Source organism: Segatella asaccharophila (assembly GCF_054687055.1).
The window spans coordinates 40,298-60,202 of record NZ_BAACAN010000012.1 but is presented as its reverse complement, the minus strand read 5'-3'; the positions used below and the strand labels follow the sequence as shown (position 1 = coordinate 60,202).

At 44.5% G+C, this 19,905-nt stretch carries 10 protein-coding genes; 9 read left to right on the top strand and 1 reads right to left on the bottom strand.

Annotation, left to right across the window (positions count from 1 at the left end):
• The first annotated feature begins 127 nt into the window (after positions 1-127).
• Positions 128-1,192, top strand: a complete 1,065-nt coding sequence (locus ACYRYG_RS08625) for a glycoside hydrolase family 16 protein (RefSeq protein WP_460198005.1) — start codon at positions 128-130, stop codon at positions 1,190-1,192.
• Here the strand turns inward: ACYRYG_RS08625 and ACYRYG_RS08620 are convergent.
• Positions 1,155-1,337: a DUF4014 family protein gene (locus ACYRYG_RS08620; RefSeq protein ID WP_460198004.1), complete on the bottom strand. Its 183-nt coding sequence runs from the start codon at positions 1,335-1,337 to the stop codon at positions 1,155-1,157. The two genes, ACYRYG_RS08625 and ACYRYG_RS08620, sit on opposite strands and share 38 nt — an antisense overlap.
• Here ACYRYG_RS08620 and ACYRYG_RS08615 point away from each other — a divergent pair.
• From ACYRYG_RS08615 to ACYRYG_RS08580, 8 genes are all read left to right on the top strand, one after another.
• Positions 1,261-4,536: a SusC/RagA family TonB-linked outer membrane protein gene (locus tag ACYRYG_RS08615; RefSeq protein ID WP_293442399.1), complete on the top strand. Its 3,276-nt coding sequence runs from the start codon at positions 1,261-1,263 to the stop codon at positions 4,534-4,536. The genes ACYRYG_RS08620 and ACYRYG_RS08615 overlap by 77 nt on opposite strands.
• Positions 4,537-4,547: 11 nt before the next feature.
• A complete protein-coding gene (locus ACYRYG_RS08610) occupies positions 4,548-6,563 on the top strand; it encodes a RagB/SusD family nutrient uptake outer membrane protein (protein WP_460198003.1) in 2,016 nt (671 codons plus the stop codon).
• A 135-nt stretch (positions 6,564-6,698) separates the two neighbouring features.
• Positions 6,699-9,920 (top strand): SusC/RagA family TonB-linked outer membrane protein, encoded by a 3,222-nt coding sequence (locus tag ACYRYG_RS08605; protein WP_460198002.1) that lies wholly within the window; start codon positions 6,699-6,701, stop codon positions 9,918-9,920.
• Between the two features lie 12 nt (positions 9,921-9,932).
• Positions 9,933-11,948: a RagB/SusD family nutrient uptake outer membrane protein gene (locus tag ACYRYG_RS08600; RefSeq protein ID WP_460198001.1), complete on the top strand. Its 2,016-nt coding sequence runs from the start codon at positions 9,933-9,935 to the stop codon at positions 11,946-11,948.
• Positions 11,949-12,090: 142 nt separating this feature from the next.
• Positions 12,091-13,356, top strand: a complete 1,266-nt coding sequence (locus tag ACYRYG_RS08595; RefSeq protein WP_293424288.1) for a DUF2264 domain-containing protein — start codon at positions 12,091-12,093, stop codon at positions 13,354-13,356.
• 119 nt (positions 13,357-13,475) lie between these two features.
• On the top strand, positions 13,476-14,675 hold the full coding sequence (locus ACYRYG_RS08590; RefSeq protein WP_293419567.1) for a glycoside hydrolase family 88/105 protein: 1,200 nt from the start codon (positions 13,476-13,478) through the stop codon (positions 14,673-14,675).
• The gene (locus ACYRYG_RS08585) at positions 14,605-17,775 is read left to right on the top strand and encodes a glycoside hydrolase family 2 TIM barrel-domain containing protein (RefSeq protein WP_460198000.1); all 3,171 of its coding nucleotides are present in this window, start codon (positions 14,605-14,607) and stop codon (positions 17,773-17,775) included. Before ACYRYG_RS08590 ends, ACYRYG_RS08585 begins: the two co-directional genes overlap by 71 nt.
• A gap of 174 nt (positions 17,776-17,949) precedes the next feature.
• Positions 17,950-19,899: an alpha-L-arabinofuranosidase C-terminal domain-containing protein gene (locus ACYRYG_RS08580; RefSeq protein WP_293419561.1), complete on the top strand. Its 1,950-nt coding sequence runs from the start codon at positions 17,950-17,952 to the stop codon at positions 19,897-19,899.
• Positions 19,900-19,905 lie beyond the last annotated feature (6 nt).

The window sequence follows — 19,905 nt, the reverse complement described above, 5'->3', positions numbered from 1 at the left end:
TCTATATTCTTGATATTTGCACTCCCATATCCTAAGGGATCTTTAAGTCGGAGTGCTATTTAAATCTACAGGAATGATAAAACCATTTATTACTAAGAGCAGATATTTTGTCTTCTTATTAATTTCGATGACTAGCATTACTATGGCTTCTGCCAAGGGCAGGGGCTATGCGTGCGTGGCAAGGGATGGCGGAAAGACTCTAACTTCTATGTCTGTTTCCAACAGGTCTGCCAGGGATCTTCAGATAGTTTCAGATAAAAGGTCTGGTTTGAAGCATCTCGGTCATGCTATGAATCGGAATGAACTCCGGGAGGTAAGGAAAGGGGAACTGACCACTTCTGGAGCCGACCCTGCTCAACCGGATGGAACGGCTCCGGAAAAAGAACTTGGGGGCATGAAACTGGTATGGGATGATGAATTTAATGGAACAGGAAGTCCTGATAGGGCAAAATGGCGTTTTGAAACGGGTTTCCAGCGGAATCACGAGGACCAGTGGTACCAGGAAAGTAATGCTTATCTTGATGGCAAGGGGAATCTAGTCATTGAAGGGCGTAAGGAGAGAGTCCTGAATCCTGATTATCAGCCGGGGAGCTCCGACTGGAAGAAGAGTCGTGAGTATGCAGAGTATACGAGTGCCTCCTTGCAGAGCAAATATACTTACAGGTATGGAAAGGTAATCGTCAGAGCGAAGATCCCTGTGAATGGTGGCTCGTGGCCGGCTATCTGGCAGGTGGGCAACGCCTGGGAATGGCCTCTCGGGGGTGAAATAGATATTATGGAATATTATCCTGTCAAAGGGCACCCGGCCATACATGCTAATTATTGCTGGGGGACTGACCGGAAATGGGCCGGTCATTGGCAGTCGGTAGCCCGACCGTTGGCCTCCTTCATAGAACGGGATAAGGACTGGGTGAAAGAATATCATATATGGACGCTTGACTGGAATAAAAGGGTGTTGAAGATCTCTGTAGACGGTGAACTGATCAATGAGGTTAATACGTCCAGGACTTTCAATGGCAGCAATGGCAGTCCTCTTGCAGGCGCTCATCAGAATCCTTTCAGTAATAGCATCAATGGCTTTGGTGATCTGATCTGGCTGAATCTTGCCCTGGGAGGGGATAATGGCGGAAAAATTGATGATAGTGCTTTTCCTGTCAGGTATGATATTGACTATGTCCGTGTGTACCGATAGGGGAAGAGCTTTTCAGCAAAATAAAAAATACAGGTCTTATTGTTTGAGTAATAATTAAAAAGGTGTATATGAAAAATATTAACTTGAAAGTGCTGTCACGAGGATTTCTTTTCCTCTTGATAGGCTCTACAGGGTGCTGGTGCATCCCTGAAGCATCAGCTTCTGAAGTCGTTCGCGTCGTACAGTCTTCAGGAGTAGTCAATGGTGTGGTAGTTGACAAGAATGGGGAGGCTATTATCGGAGCAACGGTGAAAGTCGTGGGCTCGTCTCGGGGGACTGTGACGGATCTTGATGGAAAATTTTCGATTGATGTTCCGGAGGGTGCTGACCTTTCCATTTCTTATATTGGCTATAAGACTCAGTTGGTAAAGGCTGGCAAGGGGCCTGTTACCGTCCATTTAATGGAGGAAAACAAGACCTTGAACGAAGTGGTGGTCGTCGGTTTCGGCACCCAGAAGAAAAGTGATCTGACCGGGGCCGTAAGCGTGGTCTCCGGAAAAGATCTGGCTAATGCTCCTGTTACGAATGCTACTCAGGCCTTACAGGGAATGGTCCCCGGTCTTCAGATCACACAGGGCAATGGCAGCCTGGAGGATACTCCTAGCATCAATGTCCGGGGGACGACGACAATCGGACAGGGCACCAGTGGCTCTCCGCTTATCCTGATTGATGGAATGGAAGGTGACTTGAATACGATTAATCCTCAGGATATTGCCAGTATATCGGTACTTAAAGATGCTGCTGCATCTTCTATCTATGGTTCTCGTGCTCCTTTTGGCGTGATCTTGATTACAACAAAAAGTGGCAGTAAGAATGGCAAGGTACAAATCAACTATAATGATAGTTTCCGGTGGGGACAGCCTATAAACATGAAACACATGATGAACTCTGTCGACTTTGCCAGTTGGATGAATGATACGTTTACTAATGGGGGCAATGGTTTGTATTTCTCCGCTGACCGGATGAAAAACATTGTGGACTATGCTCATGCCAAATCCATCGGCCCTGGAACGCGCCTGACCTCTGACGGGAGAACTCTCTATGGTATTTCTTCTAGTAACGGCTCTACCTGGGATGATGGCTATGGTACGGGAATAGATGATGTAGACTGGTATGATGTGGTCTATAAGCACACAACTTTCTCTCAGTCTCATAACTTCAGCGCAAGCGGGGGAAGTGATCTGTTTAATTTCTATACTTCATTCAACTATCTGGATCAGGGGGGTCTGATGAACCTTGGAAATGAAGGCTTGAAACGCTATAACGGTACTTCAAAAATTAATGTAGAACTGACGAAGTGGCTGAAAATGAATTATTCCATGCGTTTCGACCGCGAAGATTACCAGCGTCCGTCCCAGTTGACCAGTGGCCTCTACAGCAATATGACGCGCCAGGGATGGCCGGTATTGCCTTTGTATGATCGCAATGGCTATTATTATTCCTCTCCTTCTCCTGCCTTGGGACTGGCAACGGGGGGAACTGATAAGACCCAGACAGATAATATCTACCATCAGATCGGATTTACCCTGGAACCCGTAAAGGACTGGATAACACATGTTATCTTCAACTATCATATTAATTCCCAGAACAGACATTGGGACAGCCAGCAAACTTATAACCATGACGTAAATGGACAACCGGTGATCTATAGTACCGGTTCTAATGTACATGAGGGCTATTACAAGGAAAACTACTATAATTTTCAGGCTTATTCGGAATACTCCAAATCTTTTTTTGAAAAACATCATTTCCATGTCATGGGCGGCTTTCAGGCTGAAGACTTGAAACAGACACAGTTCGGACTTCAGACTTATGGGATCCTGATACCCGGAAAACCCGAAATCGATCTTACAAGTGGATTGGGCTATGATGGTTCCTCAATCGTTCCTGCTACAAATGGCTCTCGTAACGAGTGGACAACAGCTGGTTTCTTCGGACGCTTCAATTATGATTTCGATAACAAATATCTGTTGGAGGTAAACCTGCGCGATGATGGTACATCACGCTTCAGGAAAGGCCACCAGTGGAAGTTGTTCCCTTCTGTCTCTGCAGGATGGAACATTGCACAGGAGAAGTTCTTCCAACCTCTCAACAATCTGATTGACATCTTGAAACTGCGTGCCTCTTATGGCTCTCTGGGTAACCAGAATACGACTAACTGGTATCAGACCTATCAGACGATGACGGTCCAGTCTTCTGCTGGTGACTGGCTGCAGAACGGACAGAAGACTAATATAGCCATAGCTCCTGGACTGGTGTCTGAGTCGTTGACATGGGAAACCATTCAGAGTTATGACTTGGGCCTGGACTGGGGACTTTTCAATAACCGGCTGACAGGATCCTTTGACTACTATGTCCGTAATACGAAGAATATGGTTGGTAATGCCCCTGAACTTCCTGCTTTACTGGGTACTGCTGTCCCGGTAACTAATAATACGGATTTGAGGACGCTGGGCTGGGAACTGGCAATCGGATGGAGAGACCATTTATCAAACGGACTAAATTATAGTGTCAACTTCAATCTTTCGGATGCCCGTACAAAGATTACCCGCTATCCGAATAATCCGACACAGTCGTTGTCTACTTATATCCAGGGACGCTATATCAACGAAATCTGGGGGTACAAGACTATTGGCATTGCCAAGACTCAGGATGAGATGGATAAATATATGGCAACCTTGAAGAATGGCGGACAGAATGCCTTAGGGAGCAACTGGGGTGCAGGTGATATCATGTATGCCGATCTGAATGGTGATGGCAAGATTTCATCCGGATCCTATACGCTGAAAGATCATGGTGACCTGAAATTAATCGGAAACAGTACTCCTAGGTATCTTTTCGGATTGGATATGAACGCAAGTTGGAAAGGCTTTGACTTACGTGTCTTCCTGCAGGGGGTCATGAAGAGGGACTGCTGGGTAGGCGGTAACTATTTGTTTGGCGCTACTTCCGGCGGACAATGGTGGTCTGCGGGGATTACTAAGGTGAAGGATTATTTCCGTGATGCGGATACGTGGTCCGTAAAGAATGGCTATGAGACAGAAAACACTGATGCTTATCTGCCGCGTCCTGTCTATAGTGATAAGAATTTGCAGATCCAGACACGCTATTTGCAGAATGCTGCCTATATCCGCTTGAAGAACCTCCAGATCGGCTATACTATACCTCGTATCCTTACTTCCCGCTGGGGGGTGAATAACCTGAGGGTCTTCTTCTCAGGGGAAAATCTTCTTACAGGTACAAAATTAGCTAAACAGTTTGACCCGGAGACGGTTTTCTCATATAGTGGAAATGGTTATCCATTATCTAAAACTTATTCTTTTGGGCTAAGTATAACATTTTAATGACTGAAGTTATGAAATTAGATGTTAGATCAATAATAATCTTATTGCTGGGCGGAATGGCCCTGTCTTCTTGTGATGATTTCCTGGATAAGCAGCCTCCTTCATACATTACACCGGAGGATTATTATACCAGTGAATCGGAGGTCCAGGCTTGTGCTAATGAGTTTTATACGATTTTGCCTTCTCATTCAAGTAATGTGTGGGGGTATGGTACTTTCGGACTTGATAATAATACGGATAATCAGGCTGGTATGTCTGCTAATAATAAATATGCCAAGGGATTATGGCTTGTAGGACAGACGAATGGTAACTGGTCGTGGAATACTATTCGTAATATCAACTATCAGCTGAATGCTGTCTTAACTAATTATAAGGCTAAGAAAATCCAGGGCTCTGACACAAATATCCGGCAATATATAGGTGAACTGTATTTCTTCCGGGCTTATGCCTATTTCGATATGCTCCAGAAATTTGGGGATCTGCCTATTGTCACACAGTCTTTCCCTGACGAGGAATCCATTCTGGTTGCTGCTAATAAGCGCAGACCTTGTAATGAGGTGGCAAGGTTCATCATCAGTGACTTGGATACGGCAAGGACTTATATGAAGGATAATTTTGAAGCTCGTCATACGAGAATATCTCCTGATGTAGCTGAATTGTTCAAGTCTAGGGTAGCGCTTTATGAGGGTTCATGGTTGACAAATTTCGCAGGGACTCCGTTCGTTCCGGATGGCCCGGGATGGCCTGGCAAGAATAAGGATTATAATGCGGACTATAAGTATCCGACAGGTAGTGTTGATGCTGAAGCTCAATATTTCTTGCAGATTGCAGCTCAGTCTGCTGAGGATGTTGCTGAGAAATATAAGGGGAAATTGTCAGTAAATACTGGTCTGGTGCCTCAGTCGACTGATGATCCTGACAATCCTTACTTCAGCCTTTTTGGCAATACGGATATGTCTAAATACCCGGAAGTGCTCTTATGGAGGGAATATAATAAATCTTTAGGTGAGGTCAATAATGTCGAGGTGGCGATCCAGCATGGTGATATTGATGCGGGAATAACTAGAAGTCTGGTACAATCGTTCCTGATGAAGGATGGACGTCCTATCTATTCTTCTGATTATCAGTATGAAGATACGACTCTGGCATCTGTTGCCAAAAACCGGGATCCTCGTCTGACCATATTTATGAAAGTCCCCGGACAGGTAAATGTCTTTAAGAATATGGATGCTACTTATGGTGATCATGCAGTTCCTGTTGAGCCGGTTCCTAATATTACCAATAGAAGTTATGAGAAAGGCTATAGTACAGGATATACGATCCGGAAGGGGGGTACCTTTGACAAGGCCTTATGTGCGAATGGTGGGGGATATACGGCTTCCATCACCTTCCGGGCAACGGAAGCCCTGCTCAATTATATGGAGGCAGAGTATATGCTGACTAAGGATATTAATGCCGGTCATATCCTTGAATATTGGAGGATTATCCGTCAAAGTGCTGGCTTTACAGGTGATGCCGTTAATCCGGAAGTAACGATCCAGGCGACTGATATGAGTAAGGAGAAACTTGACTGGGGGGCATATACGGCCGGACAGTTACTGACGGATAAAGTGTTGTACAATATCCGCAGGGAGCGCCGTTGTGAACTGATGGCTGAAGGCCTGCGCTGGATGGACCTGGAACGTTGGAGATCTCTTGATCAGATGATCGATACTCCGTATCATATCGAAGGCTTCCATCTCTGGAATACTCCTATGGAGAAATGGTACAACAATTTGGTTGCTGATGGCAGTTCTAGTTCTGATGCTTCTGAGGAATCCAGAAGTGAGTACTTCAGACCTTATGAGATTGTGCTGACGAATAATCCATTTGCTAATGGCTATACCTGGGCTATGGCTCAATATCTGCAGCCCCTTCCAATCAAGGAATTCTTGTTGACAGCCAGTGATCATGCTTCTATAGATAAATCACCGTTGTACCAGAATCCTTATTGGCCGACTGTTCCTGATGAGCCTGCTGAAAAGTAATTGAATGGTTGTGATCTGTTTTGAGTCCACTTTAAAATAATCCTTAAAGTGGACTCAATCTATTGAAAGTCGAGAAACTAATAGCTTATAGTAATCGATGAAAGTTTAATTTTTATAAATAAAATCAATGTATTCATGAAAAATGCTAATTTTAAAATCCTGTCTAAAGGATTATTTTTGTTTTTGCTAGGTTCAGCAGGTATTGCAATATCCGATAGGGTTCAGGCTGCTGAAATCATCCATTTGGAACAGCAATCTGGAACAGTCCAGGGGACGGTCGTAGATCAGAATGGAGAACCGGTTATCGGAGCAACCGTCAAAATTATGGGTTCTTCTCGTGGTACTGTAACGGATCTTGATGGGAAATTTTCTGTTGATGTCCCGGCAGGGACTACCCTTTCAATTTCCTATATTGGCTACAAGACTCAGTTGGTAAAGGCTGGCAAAGGTCCTGTAACAATACATCTAGTAGAGGAAAACAAAACCTTGAATGAGGTAGTGGTGGTCGGTTTTGGTACTCAGAAAAAAAGTGATCTGACGGGAGCTGTTGGGATTGCGACTGCAAAGGACATTGAAGCTCGTCCTGTCTCAAGTGCTACGGATGCTCTTCAGGGAGTCGTACCTGGCTTGAATATTGATACCGGTAACTATGGTGGAGATCTGAATGCTTCGAAAAGTATAGATATTCGTGGTACGGGTTCCATTAATGAGGGCTCAAGTAGTTCTCCTCTTATCTTGATAGATGGTATGGAAGGTGATCTGAATACAATTAATCCTCAAGACATTGAAAGTATTTCTGTATTGAAGGATGCTGCTGCTTCTTCTATTTATGGGTCTCGTGCACCTTTTGGCGTTATTCTTGTAACAACTAAAGGGGGACATAAGGGGCGTGCTGTAATTAATTATAATACGAATTTAAGATGGAATACTCCTGTGTTTTTACCCAAGATGATGAATTCGTATCAGTTCGCTACATTCTTTGATCAGGCAAATTTTAATGGCAGTGGCCAACATCTTTATAGTGATGATGAACGCCAGAAAATTTATGATTACATGACTGGAGCCAGTGACGTCTATGTAGAGCAAGGCTCTGGCGGTAAATGGAACTATGACCATACTTATGCAAATGTAGATTGGCTGAAACAGTATTATAAAAACTGGTCTTTCTCTCAAGAGCACAATGCAAGTATAAGTGGGGGAAATGACCAGGTTACGTATTATGTATCAGGTAATTATTTGGGCCAGGGAGGATTTTTGCGATATGGCACAGACCAGGCTGAACGATTCAATCTTGCAGGTAAGATTAATGCTAGAATTTCTAAATATGTGAAAATCGGATACAGTTCTCGGTGGACACGTAATAATTATGCTCGCCCTACGGTGATGGATGATGGATTCTATAATAATATTATGCGTAGATGCAGACCTAATCGTGCAATAAAGGATCCTAATGGATATTATATGGCTGATATTAATTATATAGAAGCATTGCAGGATGGCGGACGATATAAACTTAATAATGATGAGCTTTCTCAACAAATCCTGGTGACCGTAACTCCTTTGAAAGACTGGAATATTTATGGTGAATTCAATATGAAAACCGATGATAACTGGACCCATCAGGCTACAAATATAACCTATGCTCATTATGCTGATAATCCTGAACAAACTTATATTCCAAGTGCTACGAGTCCTACTCATGATTCTGTATACGAATATTCTTATAAAAGTACTTACCTGAATCCTACTCTTTATTCAGATTATTCGTTGAATTTGAATGAAGTGCACCATTTTAAATTTATGCTTGGCTTTCAGGCTGAGAAGATGGACTATAAAGATATCTCCGCATCACGTAATGACATGATCACGGAGGAATTGCCAGTACTGGATCTGACAACTAGTACGGACACCTATAGTATTGGAGGGGTCTATCAGAAATGGCGTAATGCTGGCTTCTTCGGTCGTATAAATTATGACTATGATGGAAAGTATCTTTTTGAAGCAAATCTGCGGTATGATGGTTCTTCACGTTTTAGAGCCGATCATCGTTGGGTATGGACTCCTTCTTTTTCTGCTGGCTGGAATGTCGCACGTGAGAACTTCTGGAAACCATTGGTGAATTATGTTAACACTTTGAAACTCCGGTTCTCGTGGGGTGAATTAGCTAATCAGAATACTTCTAGTTGGTATCCTACTTATCAGACAATGAATGTTTATTCTGTGAATGGAACTTGGTTGCAGGATGGCTCAAAACCGACTACGGCATGGATGCCTGCACTTATATCTTCTTCCTTGACATGGGAAAAAGTTTATGATACAAATATTGGTCTTGATAGGGGAGCTTTTAATAATCGTTTTACGGGTAGCCTGGATTATTATTGGCGTAAAACAAAGAATATGGTTGGACCGGGTGTTGAACTTCCGGCAACACTGGGAACAGATGTTCCCAAAACGAATAATTGTGACTTGACTACTTATGGATGGGAACTTCTGGCACAGTGGCGTGATCAGATCGGAGAGGTCCATTATGGAATAAAGTTGAATATCTCTGATGACCAAACGCGTATTGATAAATATCCGAATCCGACTCGTTCCCTTAGTACTTATATACAAGGAGAATTGATTGGCAATATCTATGGTTATCAGACGATAGGCATTGCTAAGACACAAGAGGAGATGGATAACCATCTGAAGAATGCGGATCAGACAGCGCTTGGTTCAAATTGGTCGGCTGGTGATATCATGTATGCTGATTTGAATGGTGATGGAAAGGTAAACAGTGGCGCGGATACAGAAGATAATATGGGTGATTTAAAGAAGATTGGGAATGATCATCCTCGTTTTCGTACAGGGGTTACTCTTGATGCCAGCTGGAAGGGATTTGATTTCTCAATGTTCTGGCAGGGAGTCCTGAAAAGAGACTGGTATCCTGGTGAAAACAATATGTTGTTTTGGGGGGTCACCGGATCAGGACAATGGTGGTCAACTGCATTGAAACACCAGTTGGATTATTTTCGCGCAGCTGATACATCTGAGGATAGGCTTGGCCCGAATGTGAATGCTTATTATCCTCGGCCCTTGTTTAGTAATAAAAATCATTTGTCGCAGACAAAATATTTGCAGAATGCAGCTTATATGCGTCTGAAAAATCTTCAAATTGGTTATACCCTTCCTCATACTTTGGTTAATGCAATTGGCTTGCAGAATGTACGTGTTTACCTTTCTGGAGAAAATCTGATCACGATCACCAGTTTGGCTAAAGTCATTGATCCGGAGACTGCTGGTTATGGTTTTCAAGGAGGAATGACTTATCCGCTTTCCAGAACCTATTCTTTTGGCTTAAGTATTAACTTCTAAAATCTTAAAGCAATGAAAAAGACAATTAATAACAAATATTTTATTTGCAGCTTGATATTTAGTGTCGTTTCTTTATGCCTTGTAAGCTGTAATGATTTCCTGAACGTGTCTCCACCATCTCAGGTCTCTCCGGAGAAGTATCTCACCACTGCTGACCAGCTGAAAGCTTATTTGGATGCCTATTATGCTAATTATAGTAACTGGAACAGTTATGATGCTTCTACCGGAGGAATGATACCGAGTCATTTTGGTAGTTCTAATGGTACACCATATTATGATGATAATGCAACGGATAATTCTGAGGGTACTGATGCTCGCTATATAAAGGATGCCTGGACGGTAGGACAGACTGGTGGCTATTGGAATTTTAATAATATTCGTGCATTGAATTATTTTATTAATATTACAAAGGCACGTAAGTCCGCTGGGCTGATAAAAGGTTCTGAAGCTGATATTAATCAATATTTAGGAGAGGGCTATTTCCTTCGTGCCTTGGAATATTTTTTCCGCCTGAAGATGTTGGGGGATTTCCCTATTATAACGGCTACTCTGCCTGACGAAAAAACAGCTCTTGCTGTTGCTTCTGAGCGCTGCCCGCGTAATGAGGTCGCTCGCTTTATCATTAATAATCTCGACTCGGCTATAACTGATCTTGGTAATGATAAACCGAAAACTCGTATTTCTAGAAATGCGGCATTGGTCTTGAAATCGCGCGTGGCACTTTATGAGGGGACTTGGGAAAAATATCACGCAGGAACTCCATTGGTGCCGGATAAGGCTGCTGGATGGCCAGGTGCAAATATGAGTTATAATGCTGATTTCAAATATGATAATGCCGGTGTAGTGAAATATTTCCTCCAGCAGGCCATGGATGCAGCCTCTCAGGTGGCTGACAATATCCCTTTGGTTGAAAATAATAAAGTTGATCGGCAGAAAGTTTCTGATGCTACTAATCCCTATTATAATATGTTTGCCTCGCATGATCCGACAAAGTATTCTGAAGTGATTATGTGCCGGTTGTACTCTTCTGCTGCTGGCGTAACTCATCATTTTAATCATTATATGTATAGTGGGGGAAACCAGGGAATGACTAAACAGTTTGAGAAATGTTTCTTAATGCAGAATGGCTTGCCTTATTATGCTCCTGGGAGTGGCTATAAAGGCGATGATTATATTGCAGATACAAAAATTAATCGTGATTGGCGCTGGATATTATTCATGAAAGCTCCTGGTGACGTGAAGGCTTTGGAGAATATTCAAGATCCGGAATATTTCCCGGAAGCTCCTCTTGTTTATCAATATGATATGCGCGCAAGTACTTCTACAGGGTATATCCCTGGAAAAGGTCATTCGCTTGATTATGATGATCAGGTGCTGGGACAGGATCAAACGGCCTTTGTCGTCTATCGCGCTGCAGAGGCTTACTTGAATTATATTGAGGCTGAATATGAACTGAATGGCCGGATTGATGCCAAGGCTGATGCTTATTGGAGAGCTCTGAGAACCAGAGCTGGCGTGGATCCTGATTATAATAAAACAATTGCGGCTACAGATATGCAGAAAGAGGCTGAGAATGATTGGGGAGCATACTCTCATGGCAAATTAGTTGACCCTACCTTGTATAATATTCGCAGGGAGCGGCGTTGTGAGTTTATTGGGGAAGGTTTTAGAAAAGATGATCTGTACCGTTGGTGTTCCTTAGATCAATTAAAAGGCTTTCAGTTGGAAGGCGCTAAAATATTTGGACCAATGAAAAGCCTCTTTGGCAATAATTTGTTGTATGATCAGACGGATCAAAGTAAAGATAATGTCTCTTCTCCTTCATTAAGTGAGTATCTGCGTCCAAATCAGATTACAACAATCAATAATCTGTATTATAATGGATTCTTCTTCTATCAGGCTCATTATCTGAATCCCATTGCCGTACAGAATTTCTTGAATACCTCTGATGATGGCAAGACGATTAAGGATTCTCCGATCTATCAGAATCCGGGCTGGCCGACAGTTGCGGGTGATCCCTGTGAGTAGGGGATTAAAAAGAATCTTTGTTCTTAGTGGTATAATCTGATGGTTATACCACTATCCCCTCGTCTAAGATGATTTACATTCATGTTATTTAACTTATTTATAGAGTAATATTTATCTTTTTATTTAATCACTTAAAAGTTTTATGAAGAAAATTATCGGATATTTAGTAGTTGTTCTGGCGATGATGTTACCGTTTCAAACGGTTTCTGCAAAAAAAAGAATTCAACAGACCGATAGGGAATACTGGTGCGCACAGGCATGGAAAATGGCCCGGCCGGTTTTGGAGAATATGGCTCATGGTACACTCCAGAAAAATATGCAGATGGAGTTCAGTCCGAGTTTTGATAGCCGTAATAAAAAGGTGGCTTACATGGAATGTTTCGGACGTCTCATGGCTGGCATTGCTCCATGGCTTTCTCTCCCTGATGATCTTACGGCGGAAGGAAAACAGCGCAGACAATTACGGGAATGGGCCTTGCAGAGCTATAAGAATGCTGTGGACCCCAAGAGTCCGGATTATCTCTGCTGGGGTATCGGAGGCCAGAACTTGGTAGATGCAGCTTATATCGCAGAGAGTTTTCTTCGTGCTTATCATACTTTATGGATGCCTTTGGATTCGGTTACAAAACAACGTTACTTTATGGAATTCCGCAAACTTCGGAAGATTGATCCTCCCTATACCAACTGGCTCTTGTTCTCTTCTACTATCGAGAGCTTCATGGCTAAGGCTGGAGGGGATTATGACCAGTTCCGGGTAAATATAGCTTGCCGTAAAGTCGAGGAGTGGTATGCCGGCGATGGCTGGTATGCGGATGGTCCTTACTTTACGTTTAATTATTATAGCAGTTATGTCTTTCACCCGATGTACTTGGAGACGCTGCAGGCGATGATGGATGCGAAGGCAAATACGCGTCTGGACTACCAGAAATATTATGACCGGGAACTAAAACGGGCTCAGAAGTATGCGATCATCCTGGAACGTTTTATCTCTCCCGAGGGAACTTTCCCGGTTTTCGGACGGAGCATCCCTTATCGTGATGCTGCCATGCAGCCCTTGGCTCTTCTGGCGTGGTATAGGAAACTCCCGGAGGAACTGACCAATGGACAGGTTCGTGCAGCACTCACCAAGGTCATGCACAGGATGTGGGACCATTATGACAATTATAATGAGAAGGGATTTTTGAATATCGGCTTTTGTGGTCACCAACCGGATGTGGCTGACTGGTATACGAATAATGGCAGTGAATATATGGCTTCTCTGATTTTTATGCCTCTGGGTCTTCCTGCTGATGATCCTTTCTGGACAGATGCTCCACAGCCCTGGACTCAGGTGAAGGCGTGGGGTGGTCATCCTTTTCCTAAGGATCATTTATGGAAAGATCAGATTGAGACTCCGGACAAATGGTAATGAAAAATGAAAATAAATGCCTTGAATGAAAATTTGTGATTTTTTATTCTGATTTCTGTTCAAGAATGAGTAACTTTGGGGAACATTTTGTATGTTTCCCTTGAATTTGATATGAACAAATGATAAATAGAATAATATATGCTGTCCTGATGTGGTGTCTCCTGCCTCTTTACTCTGTTGAGGCTGAATCATTGCAGCATGTGGAGAGCATTATTAATAGGGTAAATAATTACTGGCAGATGAATCACAGGCCTCAGACTCATGCTTTTTGGGATGTCGCGGTCTATCATACCGGGAATATGGCGGCTTATCAACTGTTGAAAAATCCTCGGTGGCTGCAATATTCTGAAAACTGGGCTGAATATAATCACTGGGAGGGTGCAAGCGAAAAAGATGCTTCCAGGTGGGTTTATAAGAAATATGGAGAAGACCAGCAGCATGTCCTTTTCGGTGACTGGCAGGTGTGCTTCCAGACTTATCTGGACTTGTACCAGATCGCTCCTGATCCCATAAAAATCGCACGTGCAAAGGAAGTTATGGGCTATGAGGCTGATTCCGGGGCGGATGACTACTGGTGGTGGGCTGATGCTTTATATATGGTGATGCCGGTGATGACAAAAATGTACAGGCTGACCGGAGAAGAGAAGTATCTGGATAAACTCTATGAGAATGTCCGTTATAGTGACAGCATCATGCTCGACAAAAAGACTGGACTTTATTATCGTGACGCGCGTTATGTCTATCCTGCTCACCGGACTCTTTCGGGGGAGAAGGATTTCTGGGCCCGCGGTGACGGATGGGTCTTGGCCGGACTGGCACGGGTACTGCAGGATATGCCGGAAAATTGCAGGTATTATTCTTTCTTCGTGAAGAAGTTTGTCCGTCTGGCTTACGCTGTGGCTCGCTTGCAGCAGAAAGAGGGGTATTGGACGCGGTCTTTGATGGATCCGGCACAGGCTCCGGGACCGGAGACCAGTGGTACGGCTCTTTTTACATACGGGATCCTCTGGGGGATCAATCATGGCATTCTGGAGAAATCGGCTTTTAAACCGGTAATCAAACGATCCTGGAGATACCTTTCGGAAAAGGCTCTGCAAAAGGACGGGAGTGTCGGTTATGTGCAACCCATTGGTGACCGGGCTATTCCTGGACAGTCCATTGACCAGCACTCACAGTCGGATTTCGGCGTGGGTGCGTTTCTCCTCGCTTCTTGTGAGTATGCACGATATATTGCTAATAATAAATACTATGACAAAAAGAAATCTGTGTTTACTGGTGGCGGCATCTTTGTTGGTGGCGGCGCCGGCCTTGGCCGTTAATGTGAAGAAGGGACAGCCTAAGGAAAAGACTGATCCCGTGATCTTTCCGGAATGGCATGACCTTCAGGTGAATGAAATCAATCGCTATCCTATGCATACGGCATTCCGGATAGAGAATGGGGATACGTTAAGCCTGAATGGAACGTGGAAATTCAATTGGGTGGCTAACTTGGACCAGCGCCCGGTGGATTTTTACAAGATTGGTTATGATGATTCTTCGTGGAAAACGATGCCTGTTCCCGGAATATGGGAACTGAACGGCTATGGTGATCCGGAGTATGTGAACATTGGTTTTGCCTGGCGGGGGCATTTTAAGAATAATCCGCCGGAGATTCCTATCAAGGATAATCATGTGGGAAGCTATCGCCGGATCATTTCTATCCCTGACAGTTGGAACGGCAAACAGGTGATCGCTCATTTCGGATCTGTCACTTCGAATATCCATCTGTGGGTCAACGGGCACTTCGTAGGCTATACGGAGGATTCCAAGGCCCAGGCTGAGTTTGATGTGACCCCTTATCTGAAAAAGGGGGATAATCTTTTCGCTTTCCAGGTGTCTCGCTGGTGTGACGGGAGTTATGACGAAGACCAGGATTTCTGGCGCCTGAGCGGTGTGGCCCGTGACAGTTATCTGTTTACTCGCAACAGGGATCATCAGATGACGGACATACGGGTACTTCAGAATCTGACCAATCATTATACGGATGGGGTCCTGAATATCCAGGCTTTGCTGAAAGGCTGCAATACGGCAGACTTCAAACTCTTTGATGCTACCGGCAAACAGGTTGCCAATCAAGTTGTTACCGGCGTCAAAAATGGACTGGCCAGAACTACTTTGAATCTTAGTCAGCCTCATCTGTGGTCGGCAGAGACTCCTTATCTGTATACGCTCGTGGCTGATGCTCTTCCGTCAGTGAAGAATAACCATGCTTATGAGACCCTTTCCCTTAAGGTGGGCTTCCGTTCGGTTGAGATTAGAAACCGCCAGGTATTAGTAAATGGTAAGCCGATCCTGATTAAGGGCGCTGACCGTCATGAGATGGATCCTGATGGTGGTTATGTCGTAACTCATGCTCGGATGCTTCAGGATATCAAGATCATGAAGCGGCTGAATATCAATGCGGTTCGTACGAGTCACTATCCGGACGATCCTTACTGGTATGATCTGTGTGATCGATATGGTATTTATGTGGTTGCTGAGGCTAATCAGGAAAGTCATGGATTCGGATATGGTGATGATGCCATGTCTGGAAAACCGATGTTTGCCAAACAGATCCTGCAGCGTAATCAGCATAATGTCTGCATGAACTTCAATCACCCGAGCGTGATCATCTGGAGCCTTGGCAATGAGACAAAGTATGGACCTAATTTCGTCGCTGCCTATGATTGGATCCGGCAGCAGGATCCGTATCGGCCTATACAGTATGAGCAGGCTGGCCTGAAGGGGGCTACTGATATCTTCTGCCCGATGTATTATCCGGTGGATCTCTGTGAAAAATATGCTTTGGATCCAAATTCGCCTAAACCGCTGATTCAGTGTGAATATAATCATTCCATGGGCAACTCTGGTGGTAACTTCGCTGAATACTGGAAATTGATCCGTAAATACCCGATCTTCCAAGGTGGATTCATCTGGGATTTCGTGGACCAGGGATTGCACCGTCATCCGCATTTTGACGCCAGCAGGACACTCTCTGATTATGAAAACCTGACGAAGGACTTTTCGGTAAAGACGGAATATACTTACGGTGGTGATTATAACAGTTATGATCCTTCGGATAATAATTTTAATTGTAATGGTATTATCGGCCCGGATCGTCAGTTGAATCCTCATGCGTACGAGGTGGCTTACCAGTATCAGAATATCTGGGCTGCGCCGGTTGATCTCTCTCAAGGTAAGATTTCGGTTAGGAACGAGAACTTCTTCCGTGACCTGAGTAATGATAGACTGGTCTGGAGTCTGGTCAATGACGGAAAGACTATTAAAAGTGGTGAGGTCGATAATCTTGATGTCGCTCCGGGACAGACAAAGGAGTTTACTTTGCCATACGGACCGGTGGAAGGTAATGAAGTGTTCTTGAATATCGATTTCCAACTGAAAACTGCTGAGCCTCTGATGGCTGCCGGCCAGACTATAGCGTATGCTCAACTTCCTGTGAAGGCGGCTACGACATTCCTGACGGTGACTCCTGATAAGAAGGGGAAAATCGGCATAGATAAGAAAGACAAGACGGATCTTACCTTATCGGATAATAACGTGGTGATCAGCTTTGACAAGACAACGGGTTTCCTCAAGAAATATAGTGTTGACGGGGTGGACTATCTGGGTGAAGGTGGAAGCCTGAAACCTAATTTCTGGCGTGCTGTGACGGATAATGACCTCGGAGCTGGATTGCAGAAACTTTTTGCCCCTTGGCACCATCCGGAAATGAATCTTTCTTCCCTGACGGTTCAGAAGATGAAAGATGCAAGTTTCGGAAAGGGTATGGAAGTGACTGCACAGTATGAAATGCCTACGGTGAAAGCTCACCTGACCCTTACTTATAAGATCTCTCCTGCGGGTACCATGCTGGTGAATGAGAAGATGACGGCGGATCTTTCTGCTAAGGAACCGGACATGTTCAGGTTTGGAATGGTCATGGATATGCCTTACAATATGGACCAGTCTGAATATTATGGCCGCGGACCGATTGAAAACTATAGTGATCGTAAGGATTGCATGAGGGTGGGCATCTATCGCCAGACGGCTGACGAACAGTTCTATCCTTATATCCGGCCTCAGGAAACAGGTACAAAATCGGATATTCGCTATTGGAAGCAGCTGAACGGGGCTCAAAAGGGCCTGAAGATCTTCGGCGTTGACGGACGGCTCTTTGATGCCAGTGCTCTGCATTATAATATTGATGATCTGGATGAGGGTATGGAGAAACACCAGCGCCATAGCTACCAGGTTCCTCTGTCTAAGTTTACTGAACTTTGTATCGATGGTGTTCAGCAGGGTGTAGGAGGAACGAACAGCTGGGGAGCGTGGCCTCTGAAACCGTATCTGGTACCTTATCAGAACCGTGATTTCTCTTTTATCTTGACACCGGAGAACTGATCATACTGGCTTTTGGGACATTTTGTCCACCAGTTACCTTTTAAAATCCACCTGATTACGGGTGGATTTTTTTATCTTTGTACGTGAATGGAGTGAAACGGAATTAGGAGGGACCTGTCGATGGACTCTTTCCCTCTTGCTGGCGTGAAGGATTAATTTAAAACTAAATACTAAATGAGCAATCATCATCTTTTAAGGACTGTGGCATTCTGTCTTGCCTGCATGTCTGTGTCGGGCCTTGCTGCCCAGCATGTCTTTACGGTCCGGACCTCAAAACCTGTTGCAAAGATTCAACCGACGATGTATGGTGTCTTTTTCGAAGACATCAACTTTGGTGCTGACGGTGGACTGTATGCTGACTTGGTGGAGAACCGTTCTTTTGAATTCCCCCAGCATCTGATGGGATGGAATACTTTTGGCAAGGTGTCTGTCAATGACCTGAAACCGGCTTTTGACCGTAATCCGCATTATGTGACCTTGCTGGATGCTGGCCATGACCAGAAATCTACGGGCATAGAGAACCATGGCTATTTCGGCATGGGACTGAAGAGGGGCATGGACTATGATTTCAGTGTCTATGCCCGCCTGAATGATCTTCAAGGAAAAGTGGCAAAATTCCGGGTGGAACTGGTGGGTTCAGATGATAAGATCATCGCCTGCCAGCATCTTACGGTGACGGATAATCAATGGAAAAAATATTCGGCTCGATTGAAGTCTGATAGGACGGATGCAGATGCTTTCCTGCGTATCTTTCTGGAGAGCAAAGAGGGGATAGACCTTGACCAGGTGTCTCTGTTTCCGGCTGACAACTGGCATGGGTTGAGGGCTGATCTCGTTCAGGACCTGAAGGATCTTCATCCGGGGGTGTTCCGCTTTCCCGGCGGTTGCATCGTGGAGGGAACGGATCTGGCTACACGCTATCAGTGGAAAAACAGTGTGGGACCGGTGGAGAATCGTCCGTTGAATGAGAATCGCTGGAATTATACGTTCCCTTATCGTTTGTATCCGAATTATTATCAGAGCTATGGACTGGGCTTTTATGAATATTTTCTTTTAAGTGAATATATCGGTGCTTCTCCATTGCCGGTATTGAATTGTGGCATGGCTTGTCAGTTTCAAAATAAGGATACGGATGATCAGGCACATGTCAGCCTCCAGAACCTTCAGCCTTATATTGATGATGCCCTTGACCTGATCCAGTTTGCCAATGGAGGAGTTAATACCAGGTGGGGGAAATTGCGTGCTGATATGGGACATCCTCAGCCTTTCCACCTGAAGGAGATCGCGATCGGAAATGAGCAGTGGGGATCTCTTTATCCGGTAAGGCTGGCTGCATTCGTGAAACAGATCCGTGCTGAATATCCGGATATAAAGATTTGTGGCTCGGCAGGCCCATACGCTTCTGGAAAAGAATTTGACTATGGATGGGATCAGATGCGCAGGCTGGGAGTGGACCTCGTGGATGAGCATTACTATATGAGCCCGAAATGGTTCCTGGCAAATGCCAACAGGTATGATCAATATCCTCGTAAAGGACCGAAGGTCTTTGCCGGCGAGTATGCTGCGCATGGTAAGGGGGAGCGTAACAACTGGGAGGCTGCGCTTTCTGAAGCGGCTTTCATGACGGGGCTGGAGCGTAATGCGGATGTGGTCTATCAGAGTACGTATGCGCCTCTGTTCGCTCACGTAAAGGGCTGGCAGTGGAAACCGGACCTGATCTGGTTTGATAATCTGAAGAGTCTGAGGACAGTCAACTGGTATGTGCAGATGATGTATGGAACGAATAAGGGTACGGATGTGCTGCGCCTTACGGAAAAGGATCGTCCTGTGGAAGGTGCTGATGGACTTTATGCTACTGCTTGCTATGACCGGCCGAGTAAAAACTATATCGTAAAAGTAGTTAATACAGGTAAGACGGAACAACCAATTACTATTGTCTTTCAGGGTTTAAAGCGTTTGAATACTGGAAAAATGACTATTTTACATAGTGATAATCTACAGGCAGAGAATACGTTGAACCATCCGGATGTTGTCGTCCCGGTAACTTCTGTGGTTGAGGCCACCGGTAATAATGTACTGACCGTAAAAATACCGGCTGAATCCTTTGTTGTCTATCGTTTTTGAATTTTC

Coding starts and splice junctions, on each gene's coding strand:
- ACYRYG_RS08625 (WP_460198005.1), top strand. CDS start 128: ATGACTAGCATTACTATGGCTTCTGCCAAGGGCAGGGGCTATGCGTGC.
- ACYRYG_RS08615 (WP_293442399.1), top strand. CDS start 1,261: ATGAAAAATATTAACTTGAAAGTGCTGTCACGAGGATTTCTTTTCCTC.
- ACYRYG_RS08620 (WP_460198004.1), bottom strand. CDS start 1,337: ATGCACCAGCACCCTGTAGAGCCTATCAAGAGGAAAAGAAATCCTCGT.
- ACYRYG_RS08610 (WP_460198003.1), top strand. CDS start 4,548: ATGAAATTAGATGTTAGATCAATAATAATCTTATTGCTGGGCGGAATG.
- ACYRYG_RS08605 (WP_460198002.1), top strand. CDS start 6,699: ATGAAAAATGCTAATTTTAAAATCCTGTCTAAAGGATTATTTTTGTTT.
- ACYRYG_RS08600 (WP_460198001.1), top strand. CDS start 9,933: ATGAAAAAGACAATTAATAACAAATATTTTATTTGCAGCTTGATATTT.
- ACYRYG_RS08595 (WP_293424288.1), top strand. CDS start 12,091: ATGAAGAAAATTATCGGATATTTAGTAGTTGTTCTGGCGATGATGTTA.
- ACYRYG_RS08590 (WP_293419567.1), top strand. CDS start 13,476: ATGATAAATAGAATAATATATGCTGTCCTGATGTGGTGTCTCCTGCCT.
- ACYRYG_RS08585 (WP_460198000.1), top strand. CDS start 14,605: ATGACAAAAAGAAATCTGTGTTTACTGGTGGCGGCATCTTTGTTGGTG.
- ACYRYG_RS08580 (WP_293419561.1), top strand. CDS start 17,950: ATGAGCAATCATCATCTTTTAAGGACTGTGGCATTCTGTCTTGCCTGC.